This is a genomic window from Collinsella aerofaciens, from assembly GCF_002736145.1.
GTDB lineage: Bacteria > Actinomycetota > Coriobacteriia > Coriobacteriales > Coriobacteriaceae > Collinsella > Collinsella aerofaciens_A.
In genome coordinates, this window is the sequence record NZ_CP024160.1 from 334,386 (window position 1) to 351,267 (window position 16,882).

The 16,882-nt window shown below is 60.1% G+C and carries 14 protein-coding genes; all 14 read left to right on the forward strand.

What is annotated here, in order from left to right:
* Position 1: 1 nt before the first annotated feature.
* The 14 genes from rsmH (at position 2) to CSV91_RS01575 (ending at position 16,882) form a co-directional block, all read left to right on the forward strand.
* Positions 2–967: a 16S rRNA (cytosine(1402)-N(4))-methyltransferase RsmH gene (gene rsmH / locus CSV91_RS01510; RefSeq protein ID WP_099431523.1), complete on the forward strand. Its 966-nt coding sequence runs from the start codon at positions 2–4 to the stop codon at positions 965–967.
* 90 nt (positions 968–1,057) lie between these two features.
* Complete coding sequence (locus CSV91_RS01515) at positions 1,058–1,528, forward strand: hypothetical protein (protein ID WP_022094483.1); 471 nt, start codon at positions 1,058–1,060, stop codon at positions 1,526–1,528.
* 260 nt (positions 1,529–1,788) lie between these two features.
* The gene (locus tag CSV91_RS01520; RefSeq protein ID WP_099431524.1) at positions 1,789–3,411 is read left to right on the forward strand and encodes a peptidoglycan D,D-transpeptidase FtsI family protein; all 1,623 of its coding nucleotides are present in this window, start codon (positions 1,789–1,791) and stop codon (positions 3,409–3,411) included.
* Positions 3,412–3,539: 128 nt separating this feature from the next.
* Complete coding sequence (locus tag CSV91_RS01525) at positions 3,540–4,964, forward strand: UDP-N-acetylmuramoyl-tripeptide--D-alanyl-D-alanine ligase (RefSeq protein ID WP_099431525.1); 1,425 nt, start codon at positions 3,540–3,542, stop codon at positions 4,962–4,964.
* 3 nt (positions 4,965–4,967) lie between these two features.
* Positions 4,968–5,987: a phospho-N-acetylmuramoyl-pentapeptide-transferase gene (gene mraY, locus CSV91_RS01530; protein ID WP_006234262.1), complete on the forward strand. Its 1,020-nt coding sequence runs from the start codon at positions 4,968–4,970 to the stop codon at positions 5,985–5,987.
* A gap of 9 nt (positions 5,988–5,996) precedes the next feature.
* Positions 5,997–7,403, forward strand: a complete 1,407-nt coding sequence (murD, locus tag CSV91_RS01535; protein ID WP_099431526.1) for a UDP-N-acetylmuramoyl-L-alanine--D-glutamate ligase — start codon at positions 5,997–5,999, stop codon at positions 7,401–7,403.
* A 36-nt stretch (positions 7,404–7,439) separates the two neighbouring features.
* Positions 7,440–8,933, forward strand: coding sequence for a putative lipid II flippase FtsW (ftsW, locus tag CSV91_RS01540; RefSeq protein ID WP_099431527.1), 1,494 nt, complete (start codon positions 7,440–7,442; stop codon positions 8,931–8,933).
* Positions 8,923–10,038 carry an undecaprenyldiphospho-muramoylpentapeptide beta-N-acetylglucosaminyltransferase gene (gene murG, locus CSV91_RS01545; RefSeq protein ID WP_099431528.1) on the forward strand — a complete coding sequence of 372 codons (1,116 nt, stop codon included), beginning with the start codon at positions 8,923–8,925 and terminating at the stop codon, positions 10,036–10,038. The genes ftsW and murG overlap by 11 nt, the downstream gene beginning before the upstream one ends.
* 97 nt (positions 10,039–10,135) lie before the next feature.
* The gene (gene murC / locus CSV91_RS01550; RefSeq protein WP_099431529.1) at positions 10,136–11,554 is read left to right on the forward strand and encodes a UDP-N-acetylmuramate--L-alanine ligase; all 1,419 of its coding nucleotides are present in this window, start codon (positions 10,136–10,138) and stop codon (positions 11,552–11,554) included.
* A gap of 5 nt (positions 11,555–11,559) precedes the next feature.
* Complete coding sequence (gene murB / locus CSV91_RS01555; protein WP_006234257.1) at positions 11,560–12,471, forward strand: UDP-N-acetylmuramate dehydrogenase; 912 nt, start codon at positions 11,560–11,562, stop codon at positions 12,469–12,471.
* Positions 12,472–12,895: 424 nt separating this feature from the next.
* Positions 12,896–13,684 carry a cell division protein FtsQ/DivIB gene (locus CSV91_RS01560; RefSeq protein WP_231501570.1) on the forward strand — a complete coding sequence of 263 codons (789 nt, stop codon included), beginning with the start codon at positions 12,896–12,898 and terminating at the stop codon, positions 13,682–13,684.
* 199 nt (positions 13,685–13,883) lie between these two features.
* A complete protein-coding gene (ftsZ, locus tag CSV91_RS01565; RefSeq protein WP_055251674.1) occupies positions 13,884–15,038 on the forward strand; it encodes a cell division protein FtsZ in 1,155 nt (384 codons plus the stop codon).
* Between the two features lie 210 nt (positions 15,039–15,248).
* Complete coding sequence (locus CSV91_RS01570; RefSeq protein ID WP_099431530.1) at positions 15,249–16,049, forward strand: purine nucleoside phosphorylase YfiH/LACC1 family protein; 801 nt, start codon at positions 15,249–15,251, stop codon at positions 16,047–16,049.
* Positions 16,046–16,882 (forward strand): phosphate ABC transporter substrate-binding protein, encoded by an 837-nt coding sequence (locus CSV91_RS01575; protein WP_099431531.1) that lies wholly within the window; start codon positions 16,046–16,048, stop codon positions 16,880–16,882. The genes CSV91_RS01570 and CSV91_RS01575 overlap by 4 nt, the downstream gene beginning before the upstream one ends.

The window sequence follows — 16,882 nt, forward strand, 5'->3', positions numbered from 1 at the left end:
GATGGAGCGTGGGATCTTGACACAAGAATATCGGCATGAACCTGTCATGCTCGGCGAAGTGCTTGAGTCGCTGCGGCTAAAGAGAGGCTCCGTTGTCTGCGATTGCACCCTTGGCGGTGCCGGCCATTCGGTAAAGATGGCCGCGCAGGTGGGGGAGACGGGCCTTTTGCTCGGCGTCGATCAGGACGACATGGCCCTCGAGGCCGCTGGCGCCCGTCTGGACCGCGAGGTTCCCGGCGTTCCGCACCAGCTGCTGAAGGGCAACTTCGGCGACTTGGACGAGCTGCTTTGCTCGGCCGAGGTGCCCGGGGTCGATGGCTTCCTGTTCGATTTGGGCGTTTCGTCACCGCAACTCGATATCCCTGGCAGGGGCTTTTCGTATAACGAGGACGCCCCATTGGACATGCGGATGGATCCGGGTAATAACACCTTAAACGCAGCTGAGGTCATCAACACCTATAACGAACACGACCTCGCCCGGATTCTACGCGTCTACGGCGAAGAGAAGTTCGCCTCGCAGATCGCGCGCGAGATCGTGCGCCGCCGCGAGCAAGAACCGATCGAAACCACCGGCCAATTTGTCGAGATCATCAAGGCGGGTATCCCGGCTGCCGCTCGTCGGCATGGCGGACACCCGGCCAAGAAAAGTTTCCAGGCCATTCGCATCGAGGTCAATCACGAGCTCGATGTGCTCGAACGAGGGCTTGATGCCGCCACCAGGTGGCTCAACCCGGGCGGACGTATCTGCGTCATCTCGTATCACTCGCTCGAGGACCGTATCGTAAAGAATCACTTTAAGGAGATGAGCCAGGGGTGCACGTGTCCGCCGGAGATTCCGGTGTGCGTGTGCGGCAACGTGCCGATACTCAAGGTCATCACTCGCAAACCCTTGGTTGCCCAGCCTGATGAGGTTGAGCGCAACCCTCGGGCGAGATCAGCCAAAATCCGCGTGGCGCAGCGTATGTAGGCGCGACCGCGCGATATTGGACCTCCCGCTCGCACCATAAACGAAGCTTAAACATACTACCAACGTACTCGGGATGGGAGGCGGCATATCATGGGCTACAACACTTCAAGCGCAGCACTCGCCTATGATATGAACGCCATGCCCGCCTATCGTGAGACGCCGCAGGCCCCCGTTGCTCCCCGTGAGCAGCGCACGCCGCGCTTTGATGTCTACACGGGCGCGGGCCGTCAGGCAAACCAGGCGGTAAGCCCGGTTTTCATGAGCGTTCTTAAAACGTTTTGCATCATTGCGGCTATCTTCATGACGATCGGCGTCGCCCGCGTGGCGCTCGCCGGCGTTACGGCCCAGGTGCTCAACAGCAACGCCGAGCTTACCAACACGCTCGAAAAGGCGACCGATGAGAGCTCCGACCTGGAGGTCATGCATTCGGTCTATGGCGCCGACACGCGCATTCGCGACCTTGCGGGCGCTTATGGCATGGTGGAGCCCAGCGAGAGCGTTACACTTGACTTTTCGCAGGATGCAGCCGCGGGCGCCAACGCGACCGCGACCGCTCAGTAGCAAGACGGTAGCTGAGTATGACAAATGACTATCGCCGCGGTTCCGATGGGGGCCGCGGTTCTGGACGTCCCTCGTCGCGGGGACGTTCTGGTTATCAAGGAACGGGTCGGCAATCTTACAACGCCGGGCAGTCCCGTGGCAACGACCCGGCGTCGCGACTTCGCGGCTCGGGCGGCCCTCAAGTGCATAACACCAGGTCGCGCAAGAGTTCGTCGACCGAATGGCTCACAGGCACGCCTCTGCCTCGCCGCAAAGCCGTCATGGGCTTCATTGGGCTTGGCTTGGGCTTGGGCGTCTTTCGCCTTGCCGACTATCAAATTGTCGAAGCCGATAAACTGCGCGAGCGTGCCGATGCGCGCCGCCTGCTTGCGCAGACCCTCTATGCCAAGCGTGGCACCATCTACGACCGCAACGGTAACGTGCTGGCGTCGTCGGTCGAATGTCGCAACATCGCCGTGAACCCCCAGCTTGTCGAGGATGTTGACAAGACGGTGTCGGCGCTGGTCAAGGCAACTGGAATCGATAAAAAGACCTGCCGCAAGCTCGTTGAGTCCGATGGAACCTGGGTGTATATCAAGCGCCAGGTGGACGAAGACGACGCTGCGGCGCTGGAGAAGAAGAACCTGCCCGGCGTGCTTTTTGAGCAGGCCATGAAGCGCGTATATCCATACGGCAATCTGGCATCGCAGGTGCTGGGTGTAGTGAATGTAGACAACGACGGCTTGACGGGTCTCGAAAAGCAATACAACAAGCTTCTGACCGGCACGAACGGTTCTCTCGTACGCGAGCGCGCGAGGGACGGCAGCTATATCGCGGGCGGTGCCTATAAAAAGGTGGCTGCGGTCGACGGCGTTGACATCGTGACGACGCTCGACGTCAATATCCAGCGTGCGGCCGAGGATGCCCTGGCAGAGGCTGTCGAGAAGACAAAGGCCAAGAACGGCTCGGCGCTGGTCACCGATCCTACGACAGGCGAGATCTTGGCAGCCTGCTCGTATCCGACCTACGACCAGACCAATTTGGAAAACGCCAAGACCGAGGATATGAACCTGCGCCTGGTCACCGACGCCTACGAGCCCGGCTCGGTCTTTAAGACGCTCGTGGCGGGCGCCGGCTTCGACTTGGGTGTCGTGCGGTCGAGTACGTCGTTTGAGGTGCCGGCGAGCATCAAGGTGGGTGACGATACCGTCACCGATGCCGACAAGCGCGACTACGCCATGACCATGGATGTGCGCGAGATGATGCGCCGTTCGTCCAACGTGGGATTTGTCCTGGTGGGGCGCAAGATCGGTGCCGACGACTTTGCCGCCTATGTGGACAAGTGGGGCATCGGTCACAGCTCTGGTGTCGATTTTCCGGGCGAGAGCCTGGGCATCGTCAAGGAGCGTGACCAGTATGACGGTGCCACGCTGGGATCGATGAGCTTTGGACAGGCGCTGTCTGTCTCGCCGATTGAGATCGCACGTGCCGTGGGCGGCATCGCCAACGGCGGCGTGATGATGACCCCGCACTTCTATAAGTCCAGCAAAGGCGACGAGAAGGACTGGGGCGAAGGCGAGCGCGCGATTTCGGAGGACGCCGCATCCCAGGTGACATCGTGCATGCAGACGGTCGTGTCGGAGGGAACGGGCGTTGGCGGCGCGGTTGACGGCTATGACGTGGCGGGTAAGACCGGTACGGCCGAACGTGCCGACGAGAACGGCGGCTACCTCAAGGAGAACTACATGTCGTCTTTTATGGGCTTTGCACCGGCACAATCGCCCAAGGTGCTGTGCTATATCACGCTCGACGGAACGCCGAGCGGCTCAGATGCCGCTGCGGTACCGTTCCAGTCCATTATGGCCAACGCGCTCGACGTGCTGGGTATCCCGCACACGAAGTAGGGGGTTACAATCTTTGGGGCGTGGTTTGTTGTCCCATATGAGGGGTGTTCACATGCCCTGCACCACGCATGCGCGGCGCTGGGATACAATACGCCGATAGCATTATTTAGGTTTACAGGGGAGCTGCAATGATAGAGATCGCCGTCAACAACCTCGCGGCCGCAACAGGGGCCCGAACCGTGACGGGAGAAGTCGATCGGGTATGCCGCGGGTGCGTTATCGACTCGCGCCAGGTCGAGGAAGGGACGATTTTCGTCGCCTTTCCCGGTGAAAACGTCGACGGCAATGATTTTGCTTCCCGTGCCGTCCAGTCGGGTGCCGGCGCCGTCGTGATGACGCGTGAGCCCGAGGCCGAGCTGGTCTCGCTGGCGCAGGACAAGGGCTGTGCCATCTTGCTGACCGATGATCCCGAGGAGTTTCTGCTGCGTTTGGCGCACACGTACCGTCTGGAGCTTGGCTGCCTGGTCGTTGGTATTACCGGTTCCATCGGCAAGACGACGACCAAGGACGTGCTCGCCGCTGTGCTCGCCAAGCGCTATCGTGTCTGGGCCACCAAGGGCAATTTCAATAACCTGATCGGCATGCCGCTCACGGTGCTTTCCGCTCCGGCCGATACCGAGGTCCTGGTGCTCGAGATGGGCATGAACCATTTCCACGAGATCGAGCGCCTGTCCCAGTCCGCCAATCCCAACCTTGCCATCGTGAGCAAGATTGGTACCTCTCATATCGGCATTTTGGGTAGCCGCGAGAACATCGCCCGCGCTAAGGCCGAGATTGTCCAGGGTATGTGCGCCGCTGGCGACTTCTTGCCGCTGCTGGTTTTGGGCGGCGAGGACGACTTTACGCCGTTCATTCGCGATACGTTCGCCCAGCCTGTTGGTATCGACGTGATGCTGGCCGGCGTCTCGGACGATGATGAGGTCCGTGCCCGCGACGTTCGAGTTGATGACGAGGGCCGTCCGGTCTTTACTCTCGATTTTGGTCAGGGCGAGACAATCGATACCATGCTTGCCATCCCCGGCGTGCAGTCCGTCCCAAATGCCGTTAAGGCCGCCGCGGTTGCCTATCGCCTGGGCGTGACGCCCGAGCAGATCGATGCTGCCTTTAGAGGCCTCACGATCACCGGTCACCGCCAGGAGATCAAACGCGCCAAGAGCGGTGCCCGCGTCATTGACGATTCCTATAACGCCAGCGCCGAATCTATGGCTGCTGGCCTCGATCTACTGTGTTCGCTTTCCTGCACGGGGTCTCGCATGGCGATCTTGGGCGAGATGGGCGAGATGGGCGATGAGGCTCCTCGCATGCATGAACTCGTGGGCGCCTATGCTGCCGCCAAGAAGCTCGACATGCTGGCGTGCGTGGGTGGTGAGCTGGCCCAGCTTATGGCCGATGCCGCGCGCATGATGGGCATGGACGAGGACCGCATCCAGGTGTTCTCCGATTATCAGCAGGTGCTCGACCGCATGGGCGGCGCGCTTGAAAAACATGATGTTGTGCTGGTCAAGGGTTCCCGCTTTGTTGAGCTCGACCGCTTTGTGGAAGGTGTGTGCTAGCCCATGTTCGGCAATCCCTCGTATCCAACGTATCAGGCTTTTTTGGGGCTTGGCATCGCCGCTGCCATTGCGCTGCTGCTCATGCCGTGGTGGATCAAACTACTCAAGGTCGAGGGTATCGGCCAGCAGGTTCGTGCCGACGGCCCCAAGCGTCATTTGGTTAAGCAGGGAACGCCCACCATGGGTGGCGTTGTCATCCTCGTCGCGATCTCGCTGACCTGCCTGCTGATGGGCAAGCTCACCACCGAGCTCGTACTCGTGCTGCTCGCCACGCTGGCGACCGGCGTGCTGGGCCTGATCGACGACCTGACCTCCGTTACACATGGGCGCTCGCTCGGTCTGACGCCTCATGCCAAGATGATCGGCCTAACCATTATCTGTGTCACCTTTACGGTACTTGCCGTCAACTGGTGCGGCGTCGCCCCCGAGATTCGTTTTCCCGGCGGCCTGACGATCGACCTTGGCGTGCTTTCGACCACCATCTGCGGCCTTTCGTTCCCGTGGCTCTACATCGTATTTTGCTGGCTGATGATCGCTGGTCTTTCCAATGCCGTGAACCTGACCGATGGCCTTGACGGTCTTGCTGGCGGCACCTCCATGATCGCCATGCTCGCCATGGCTGCCATGGCGTTTTTGCATGGAGACGTGAACCTGTCCATCTTCTGCACCGCGTGTGCCGGTGCCTGCTTGGGCTTTCTGTGGTTCAACTGCTATCCGGCGAGCATCTTTATGGGCGATACCGGCTCGCTTGCCCTGGGCGCCGCGTTTGCCTGCACGTCCATCATGACCAACACCGAGGTCGTCTCCCTCATCATCGGCGGCCTATTTATCGTTGAGACCCTGTCGGTCATGATCCAGGTTGTCTACTTCCACTTTACGCACAAGCGCGTCTTCCTTATGGCGCCCATCCATCATCATTTCGAAAAGAAGGGCTGGGCCGAGACCAAGGTCGTCATCCGTTTTTGGATTATCGCTGCGGCATTTGGTGCCGTTGGCCTTGCTCTGTTCTTCCAGTTGGGATAGTGGTCTTTCATGCCTCTTGCTGATGTCTTTAGCCTGCTCGTTTTGGGTCAGGGCAAATCCGGTCTCGATGTCGCCCGCTGGGCGCTGGCACATCCCGAGCGCGTAAGCGCCGTTACCGTGTATGGCGGCGGCACCTCTGAGCCCAATGACGCCACGCGTGCGCTCGAGGCTGCTGGTGCGTCGTTTGTCTATGGGACCGAACAGGTCGAGGGCGCCTATGACGTATGCGTGACGTGCCCGGGCATCTCGGAGTTCTCGGGCTTCTTTAAGGCCGGGCGCGAGCATGCCGCCCAGATTATGGGTGAGCCAGAGTTTGCCTATCGCCTGTCGCCCGATAACTGGATTGCCATCACGGGCACCAACGGCAAGACGACTACCACGTCGCTGACTGATTATCTGCTCAAGGCTGCCGGCGAGGCCAGCGTAGCTGTCGGCAACATCGGCGAGCCGCCGGTCAACGAGATTGACGGCCGAGCCCACAACGAGTGGTTTGTGGCTGAGCTCTCGAGCTATCAGATTGCTACGACCACCGAGCTCCACCCTCGTGTGGCAGTGCTGCTCAACATCACTCCCGACCACTTGGGCTGGCATAAGAGCCATAAGAACTATGCGCTTGCCAAGATCAAACTGTTTGACAATATGGTCGATGACGATCTGGTGGTTGTCGATGTCGAAGACGCCGGCATTCACGAGTTCGATGAGTACATCTACACGCCGGGTCGTCGCATCTGCAAGGTTGCCTTTGACGAGCCAAAGGGTGAGGATGTCGCCTTTGTGCGCGATGGCAAGATGATCGTGCGCCTGAAGGGCGTCGAGACCCCGCTCATCGCTACATCCGAACTCAAGATCTCGGGCCATCACAATGTTATCAATGCCCTGTGCGCTGCCACGGTTGCCCTGGCAGTCGGTGCCGATGTCGATGGTGTCCGCCGCGGTCTGGCCTCGTTCCAGCCGCTCGAGCACCGCGTGGAGCCGTGCGGCGAGATTGACGGAGTGCGCTACGTCAACGATTCCAAGGCGACCAACACCGACGCGGTCGAGAAGGCACTGACGGCGTTTCCCGATGACGACGTGATTTTGCTGCTCGGCGGCCACGATAAGGGCACGCCGCTCACGGACTTCGCGCGCGTTGTTATGGATAACGTACGCTCGGTCGTCTGCTTTGGCGATGCGCGCGAACGCTTCACCGCCGCTATGGACGAGGCCGATGTCGATGGCGATGTGGATATCGCCCAGGCGGATGACCTACGCGATGCCGTGGACGTTGCCCGTTCGCTGTCGAGCCGTGGCGACGTGATCTTACTTTCTCCTGCCTGCTCTTCGTTCGATGAGTTCTCGGGCTATGAGGAGCGCGGCCGCGTGTTTAAGGACTATGTGGCCCAGCTTGCCGCTGCAGCGAAATCTCAAATGGAATAGGGGTTGCCGGTGAGAGAGGAGAGCCCCCGACAAGGTATGAGGAGGCCCGACTCGGACCGTGCTTCCTCGCGGCGTAGCACACCGCGTTCCGGACGCGGCGGGCAGTCGTTTAGCGAACGCTATATTGCCGGCGTTCCCGCCCGCATCATGCGCCCCCGTCTGATATTCATGGCCTGTCTGTTTATCTTGGTGTGTTTTGGCCTGCTGATGGTGTACTCGGCGTCTTCGGTCGAGGCGCTGCACGAGAATGGCTCGGCGACGTTTTTCCTGGGTCGACAGGCCGCGTTTGCCGTGGTTGGTGTTCTGGCGCTGATTGCCATCGTGCGCGTTTTGCCGGACAGCTGGTTTGGGGAGGATGTGCTTAGGATCTTCCTTATCGGCATGATGTTCTTGCTTCTGCTGGTGTTCTTGGTGGGCAGCGGCAGCCGTGGCGCCACGCGCTGGCTCAACATCGCCGGCATTCAGTTCCAGCCTTCCGAGTTTTTAAAGCCATTTGCCATTGCGTATTTGGCCATCATGCTCGACCGCTTCTTTTCGCCCGGTGGCAACATCAACGAATTCCTTCGCAAGATGGGCATCTACCTGGGCATTTCGCTCTTTCTGATCTTTATCCAGCCCGATTTCGGTACTGTCCTGATCATCCTGTTGACCCTCATGTGCATGGCGTTGTTTGCGGGTCTCGACCCCAGATTTATCATCGGCGTGCTAATCTTCGGCATTCTCGTGATCGTGATTGCGCTTGTCGCAGAGCCATACCGTATGGTGCGTATTCAGGTTGCCTTGAACCCTTGGGCCGACGAATATGGTGACGGCTATCAGGCCACGCTTGCCATCATGGCGTTTGCCTCGGGCGGTCTGTTCGGCCGTGGCATCGGCAACTCAACCATGAAGTACTCGTATCTGCCCGAGGCGCACAACGACTACATCCTGGCCATCATTGGCGAGGAAGTCGGTTTTGTCGGAACTGTGCTGTTCTTCTTGGTGTTTGCGATGCTGATCTACTCGGCGTTTCGCATTGCCGAGCAGGCGACCGATCGTCGGGGCGCGCTCATGGCGTCTGGCTCCGCAGTTATTCTCGCGGTGCAGTTTTTGATTAACGCGCTGGGCATCCTCAACGTATTTCCCATGACGGGCAAACCGTTGCCGTTTATTAGCTACGGCGGCTCTTCGATTATTGTGTCGCTTATGCTCGCCGGTCTGATCCTGCGCGTTTCGTATGAGAGCGCCCGTCGCGATGAGTACGACCGTCGCCGCGAGAGCTTTGCCGTTATGGATGAGAGTACCGCCGGCGTGCCCCACGTGCGCGGCGAGCGATCTTCGCGTAACGGCTTTACCGTTCTGGATGGCTCTGCGACCGAGCCGGCAGCCCGTCCACGTCCGCGAACGGCGCCGCAAGGTCGTCCGCAGCGCCCCAGCCCTCGCAACGCGGGCGGCGGATATAATCGAATCGATTTGAACTCGGACCCGTCGGCGCGTTTGCGCACCGACGACCAGGGACCGCGTGTACGAAGGGACTACCATGACCGATAAGATGACCGTTGCTATTGCAGCCGGCGGTACGGCAGGGCACATCAACCCCGCGCTTGCCTTGGCCGAAGAGCTGCGTGACCGTGGCCACCACGTTGTGTTCGTGGGCCAGTCGCGCAAGCTCGAGGGTCGTCTGGTCCCCGAGGCCGGGTTTGATTTTGTGCCCATTACGGTCACGGGCTTCGACCGCTCCCGTCCTTGGACGGCGCTGACCTCGCTGTGGCGTGTCAACAAGGCCAAGCGTGCGCTCGCCAGTCATTTCTCAAAGGTCGGCAAGCCCGATGCCGCCATCGGTTTTGGTGCCTATGTCGAGGTTCCGCTGCTGGGGTGGTGCAAGAGCGCGGGCGTTCCGTATCTGCTGCATGAACAGAACTCTGTTCCGGGCCTGGCCAACAAGATGATGAACTCCCACGCTGCCCGCGTGTGCATCTCGGTGCCGGCAGCGCGCGCGGTCTTTGAGCGCGAAGGTAACCCTGGCCACGTGCTCATGACCGGCAACCCCGTACGTCGCTCGGTGATCGAGGGCGATCGCGCTCGCGGCCGCAAGGCACTTGGCGTTCCCGAGGACGCTACGCTGCTGCTCGTCTTTGGCGGTTCACTTGGCGCTCAGCACCTCAACGAGCGCGTGGCTTCGCTCAAAAACGAGCTGCTTTCGCGCAAGAGCCTCTATGTGTTGCATTCGACGGGTGCCGACGGCTTTGAGGAGACCGAGCGCGCTTTGGCGCTGACGCCCGAGGAGGCGAAGCGTTATCGCGTCCAGCCTTACATCGACAACATGGGCGATATGCTGGCTGCTGCCGATTTGGTGCTCTCGCGTTCGGGCGCATCGAGCGTGGCCGAGATCGCTGCGCTCGCCGTGCCCTCGGTGCTCGTGCCGTATCCGCATGCGACGGCCGACCACCAAACCACCAATGCCCGTTATCTGGTCGACGCCGGGGCCGGTGTGCTCTGCGCCGATGCCGATATCGACGGTTCTGCCTTTGCCGATGAGCTGCTGCACTTGGTCGATGACGCGGCGGCGCGCGACGCCATGCGTCAGGCGGCACGTGGTCTGGCTCAGGATAGGGCCGCCGCTCTTCTGGCGGATGCGGTAGAGGGTTTGCGTTAGTTAGACGGGATATCGTCGGTCGCCCTCGCGCTGATGCGGTAGGTGCGGTACAGTTAACGGGTTACAGGCAGTGTTTACGCAAGGAGTACACGAGCACATGGCTGATTCCCAGACTGCAACCTCCGCGCCCGAGTTTAAGAGCGCCCACTTTATCGGTATCGGCGGCGCCGGCATGAGCGGCATCGCCCTCGTTCTGCACGAGCGCGGTTATGCCGTTACCGGCTCCGACCTTAAGACGTCACGTTATATCCGCCAGCTTACCCGCGCTGGTGTGAAGGTGCATGTGGGCCATGAGGCCGCCACGATCGACGAGGTCAAGCCCGACGTGGTTGTTGTCTCCACCGCTATTCCGGAGTCCAACCCTGAGCTCGTGCGCGCTCGCGAGCTGGGCATTCCTGTGTGGCCCCGTGCCAAGATGCTCTCTGCATTGGGCCACGGGTACACCACCGTCGCTGTTGCCGGCACGCATGGCAAGACCACCACGTCTTCGATGTGCGCCACCATGCTCGACCGCATGGGTCTGGATCCGAGCTTCTTGATCGGTGGCATCGTCGAGGGCTATGACACGAACGGCAAGAACGGCTCGGGCGACTACTTTGTCGCCGAGGCCGACGAGTCCGACAGCTCCTTCCTGTTCCTGAACCCCAACGTAGTCATTGTGACCAACGTCGAGGCCGACCACCTCGATCACTACTCGGGTATCGAGGAGATCGAGGCAACTTTCGCCAAATTCATGAGCCTGGTGGGCGAGGACGGCACCGTCATCGTCTGCGGCGAGGACCCGCATCTGGTCGAGCTCGCCAAGTCGACGGGCCGTCACGTGCTTTCCTACGGCTTTGCCGAGAGCAACGACATCGTCTGCGTGCACCCGGATGTCAAGGGCATCCAGAGTGACTTTATCGTTCGCTTTGAGGACGGCACTGAGCACGCTGTGGAGATCAAGAGCAACCCCGGTCGCCACAACATGCTCAACGCTACGGCTGTGCTCACCGTCGCCCATGTCCTGGGCCTTGACATCGACGCCGCCGCCAAGGCGCTCTCGAGCTTTGAGGGCGTCCGCCGTCGCTTTACCCACGTGGGCGATATCGATGGCATCACCGTGGTCGATGATTACGGCCATCACCCCACCGAGATCAAGGCGACGCTTGCTGCCGCTTCGTCGCTGGGCTACAAGCACGTCGACGTCGTGTTCCAGCCGCACCGCTATTCGCGCCTGCAGGCCCTGTGCGACGACTTTGCCGATGCATTTGCCAATGCCGATAAACTGCTGCTGATTGATGTGTTCTCGGCTGGCGAAATGCCCATTCCGGGTGTCACCTCTAAGATGCTCGCCGATACCGTGCGCGCCAAGCATCCTGGCAAGGAGGTCGTGTACTGCTCCAGCCGTCTTGAGCTCAATCAGGAGCTCGAGCAGATGGTGGGCGAGGGCGACCTGCTGCTCACCATGGGTGCCGGCGACGTTACGACCGTCGGTCCCGAGTTCATTGAGTATCTGACTGCCAAGAAAGACGCTTAAGTCTAATGGGTCTGTTTAACGCCGTCATGGCGCTCTCGGGCATGATCGACACGGATGTGATCGAGGACGAGCGCCTTGCGCGTCATACGAGCTATCGTATCGGCGGCAAGGCCGACCTCTTTGTGACGTGCCATAGCTATCATGCCCTCCGCCGCGCCGTGGCGGTGCTCGATCGCGAGCAGGTGCCGTGGGTCATCATCGGCAAGGGCTCCAATCTGCTGGTTGCCGATGGCGGTTATCGCGGTGCCGTCATTTCGCTCGGACGTGAGTTTCAGCGCACGGTTGTTGCCGATGACGGTTGTACGCTGACGGTCGGTGCGGGCGTGATGTTTGCGCGCCTGGTCAACGATGCCCTGTCGCGTAGCCTCTCGGGCCTTGAGTTTGCCGTTGGCATCCCTGGTTCGGTCGGCGGTGCGATATCTATGAATGCCGGCACACGGACCGAGTGGATTGGCTCGCTGGTTGAGGATGTCGTAACGTTTGACCCGGCATCCGGTATCAAGCATTATGCGGGGTCCGAGATCACTTGGGGCTACCGCGAATGTAGCCTTCCGCGCAATGAGATCATCCTCGAGTGCGTGCTCAAGCTTAAACCGGCGCCCAAGGCCGACATTCGCGAGCGCATGGAGCGGTACCTTACGAGGCGCAAGCGTACGCAGCCCATGGGTCGCGCATCCTGCGGGTCGGTCTTTCGCAATCCGCCCGATGCGAGTGTGGGCAAGCTTATCGAGGATTGTGGATTAAAGGGTTTTTCGATTGGCGGCGCGGAAGTTTCGCCCGTTCACGCTAATTTTATCGTTAATAACGGAACTGCCTCGGCCGATGACGTTGCCGCGGTTATCAGACATGTGCACGGAAAGGTGAGGGAGGCGTATGGCATCGAGCTCAGACCGGAAGTTAAATTCCTCGGCTTCTAGAGCATCGAAACCCACCTTCCGCCGCGCCGGAGGGCGTTCCGGCGCGCCTGCCAAACCTCAACGCAATACCGTCGCGCACTCTAAGTCTGTCGGGCATGCTCGACAGATCGGTCGTCCGGTCGTCGGCTCGCAGCTCGGTAATCGTCCGGCCGCAAAAAAGTCCTCGCGTCCCTCGGTGACGTCAAAGCCTGTTATGGGCGCCAAGCCTGCCCGTCCCATGGCAGCTCCCAAGCCCTCGACGGGAACTAAAGTGGCGCGTCCAGGTCGCACGCTGGGCGCATCGAAACCGCGCTCGCTGACATCGGTGCCGGCTACCGCCAAGAAGCCTTCGAGTAAAAAAGGTTTCAACCCGTTATCTTCACTTGGAGCGATGGCAAATAAAACATCAGACGCCGCTTCTGTCGTTACAGGCAAAGGCAAAATCGTGGGCGGCGTTCTGGCCGTCTTGGCCGTGCTCGTCGTCGTTGCCATCGTGGTGATCAACTCTGGATTGTTTACCGCCACTGATATTCAGATTCAAGGCAGCGAGCATGTGACGAAGCACGATGCTATCCAGCTGATCGACTTGCCCGAGGGAACGTCGCTTTTTAACGTCGATCCCGACCAGATTACCGAGGATCTCAAGCAGAACCCGTGGGTCTCGGGCGTGGATGTCCAGCGCCAGTTTCCCCATACGCTTATCATCACGCCGACGGAGCGTAAAGTTATCGCCATTGCGTATATCAGCTCCGATGACCTTGCCTGGGCTATCGGAGACGATGACACCTGGATTGCCCCGCTGTCGACGTCGGTCGAAGTGGACGACCAGGGCAACGTCATCACGACAGGGCAGGGCTCAAATACCTTGACCGGAATCGATGCCGCGCTGGCGCTCGCCAAGCATTATGGCGCGGTGTTGTTGACTGATGTCTCGGCGGATGTCGCTCCGGTTTCCGGCCAGGCGGTGAACTCCAAAGCCGTTAAGGCCGGCTTGGATTATGTGCGTGGTTTTTCGAGCGAGTTCTTGGGACAAGTCAAGGATATTTCCACGCCTTCGGTCGAAGCCATCTCGGCAAACCTCAATAACGGCATTGAGGTGTCGCTGGGCGATTCGGACGATATCGCCAAGAAAGAACGCGTAGTCACTAAGTTGCTTTCGCAGGTAGAGGGCGTAACGTATATCAATGTGCGCTCTCCGGGCAACTACACATTTAGGAATGCTCCGACCTCGTAGCGCTGGTTGATGCTTTGTTGAGGGGCCATACCACGCCGTTTATCTGGTTTGTTTGGTTTTCACGGTCAATTATTTGACTGATACGTTCATAATGTGCAAACATAATACGGTTTACCTTTGCATTTACTTTCAACCTGAAGGTTAATGTGCGCAGGGGTCGACCCATGCTATGGCTATAACCTTTGTTCGGAGGACCGACATGCACGAGACAGAGATCAACAACTACCTTGCCGTCATTAAGGTGGTCGGCGTCGGCGGCGGCGGTACCAACGCGGTCAATCGAATGATCGAAGAGGGCATCCGCGGCGTCGAGTTTGTTGCCATCAACACCGATGCTCAGGCGCTCGCGATCTCTGATGCCGATATCAAGGTGCACATCGGCACCGACCTTACCCGCGGCCTGGGCGCCGGCGCCAACCCCGAGGTTGGCCGCAAGGCTGCCGATGAGTCCCGCGACGACATTGCCGAGGCGCTCGCTGGCGCCGACATGGTGTTTATCACCTGCGGTGAGGGCGGTGGCACCGGTACCGGCGCTGCTCCCATCGTTGCCGATATCGCGATGAACGAGGTCGGCGCACTGACCGTCGCCGTCGTGACCAAGCCCTTCACCTTCGAGGGCCGCAAGCGCAAGAAGAGCGCCGAGGAGGGCATCAAGACCCTCTCCGATTGCGTCGACACCATGATCGTCATCCCTAACGATAAGCTGCTCGACATCGCCGAGAAGAAGACCACCATGCTCGAGGCCTTCGCGATTGCCGATGGCGTCCTTTCCCAGGGCACCCAGGGCATTACCGACCTCATCACCGTCCCCGGTATCATCAACCTGGACTTCGCCGATGTTAAGACCATCATGAAGCAGGCCGGTACCGCCATGATGGGTATCGGTACCTCTTCTGGGGATACTCGTGCCGTCGACGCTGCCCAGCAGGCCATCTCCAGCCCGCTGCTCGAGAGCTCCATCGATGGTGCCACGCGCGTGCTGCTCTCCATCGCTGGTTCCAAGGACCTGGGCATCCAGGAGATCAGCGACGCCGCCGACGTTGTCGCCAACGCCGTCGACCCCGAGGCGAACATCATCTTCGGTACCGTTGTCGACGAGTCCCTGGGCGATCAGGTGCGTATCACCGTCATCGCTACGGGCTTCTCCGATTCCAACGTCAACCGTCAGGACGAGCTCTTTGCTGCCCAGCAGTCTCAGAGCAAGGCGGCTGCCTCCGCTGAGCCGCAGCGCACCGCTCCGGCTGCCAGCCCGGCTCAGGCCGCTCCGACCCGCAACGTCGGTGGTACCGAGCTGCCCAACTTTGGCAACGACCAGTTCGAGCTTCCCGACTTCCTGAAGCGCGGTAGCTTCTAGTTCGTTTTTCTCAACGACCTGCACGGGGTGTGTCCATTTGGATGCACCCCGTTTTGTTTCTCGTTTGTAAACGAAAGCCTCCAATCTCCTTACGTTCCCTTTACGTTTGGTCCCTACCGCTGCGGGTATCCTTTTAAGGAAGTATGACAGCCGTATAAACGCGGACTGCGCGGCGACGCCGCGGTACTTGTGTTATTAGGAGGCTTTAGTATGGCAGCACGTGCGGACAACGTTTCGCGTGTCGACCATGATGGAGTTACGTTGGTGGAGGGCGCGACATCCGATGTCCGCTTTGCCTTTACCGAGCGCACCGGTGGCGTTTCTGAAGATGCGTACTCCTCGCTCAACCTGGGCTCGCATGTAGGCGATGACCCCTTTGCTGTTCAAGAAAATCGTCGTCGAGCGCTCGAAGCTATGGGCGCCACTGAGTGCGAGCATAATCTGCTCGTGCCCAATCAGGTACATGGTGACCATATCGTTACGGTGACTTCGAACGGCGCCGATGACCTTGAGGACGTTCGCGAGCAGATTGCCGAGGGCTGCGATGCCATCGTCTGTACGGCCCATGACGTGCCCGTGCTGCTCTGCTTTGCCGACTGCGTTCCCGTGGTGCTGGTGGCCCCCGGCGGATTTGCCGTGGTGCACTCCGGTTGGAAGGGCACGATTGCACGTATTTCTGCCAAGGCGTGCCGGGCGCTTTGCGATGCTGCCGGCTGCGATGCGAGCGACGTTTCCGCCTATATCGGCCCCCATATCTTGGCTGACGAATATGAGGTATCCCAGGAACTCATGGATCGCTTTGCCGTCGAGTTCTCTTGCATCGATGCGAGTGCCTCTCGCATGCTCGATCTTTCCGCTGCCATTTGTGAGGCGCTGGTAGATGCCGGTGTGGACGCGGATAATATCGTGGATACCCAGCTTTCGACTGTGCGTCAGAACGACCGCTTTTATTCCTACCGTAACGAGGACGGCACCTGTGGGCGCCATGCTGCGATCGGCGTGATGCTATGAGAAAGATCGTATCGGTCCTGAGCGCCGCTGTGCTTACGCTTACGCTGTGCGCCTGTTCTTCGGGATCTTCTACCTCTTCCATTACCGTGGCCGGCTCCACGACCTGTCTTCCTATCGCCGAGATTGCGGCGGAGGGCTTTAAGGAGGAGACCGGCATCGACGTGCTCGTTTCCGGTTTGGGTTCTTCCGCTGGCATCGAGGCCGTCAGCGCCGGCACGGCCGATATCGCCAGCTCCTCCCGTGGACTCAATGCCGACGAACAGGATCTGGGCCTGACTCCTATCGTCATTGCCCACGACGGTATCGCGGTCATCGTGAACGACGATAACCCGGTCGATAACCTCTCGACCGAGCAGCTCCGCGATATTTACGCCGGTAAGATCACCAACTGGAAGGAAGTCGGCGGAGAGGACCTGAAGATCCAGGTCATCAACCGAGACGAGGCGTCCGGCACGCGCGAGGCCTTCCGCACCATCGTGATGGACGGCACCCCGTTCGATCGCCGCTCGGCCGTTCTTTCGGGCACGGGCCAGGTGCGCGACGTGGTATCTCGTTCGCGCGGGGCTATCGGCTACATTTCACTGGGCTTCGTCGATAGCCTCAACGCCAAGACCTCGGTCAAGGCCGTCTCGGTCAATCATGTTGAGGCGTCCGAGAAGACGGTCGCGAGCGGCGGCTATCCCATCTCGCGCGACCTTTACTTCTTTGTGAAGGGTGCGCCTTCGCAGCAGGCGCAGGATTACATCGACTACGTGACGTCCGAGAAAATGGACAAGCAGATTCGCGAGGCGGGCTTTATCCCCGTCACCAACGACGAGAAGGGGAGTGAGTAG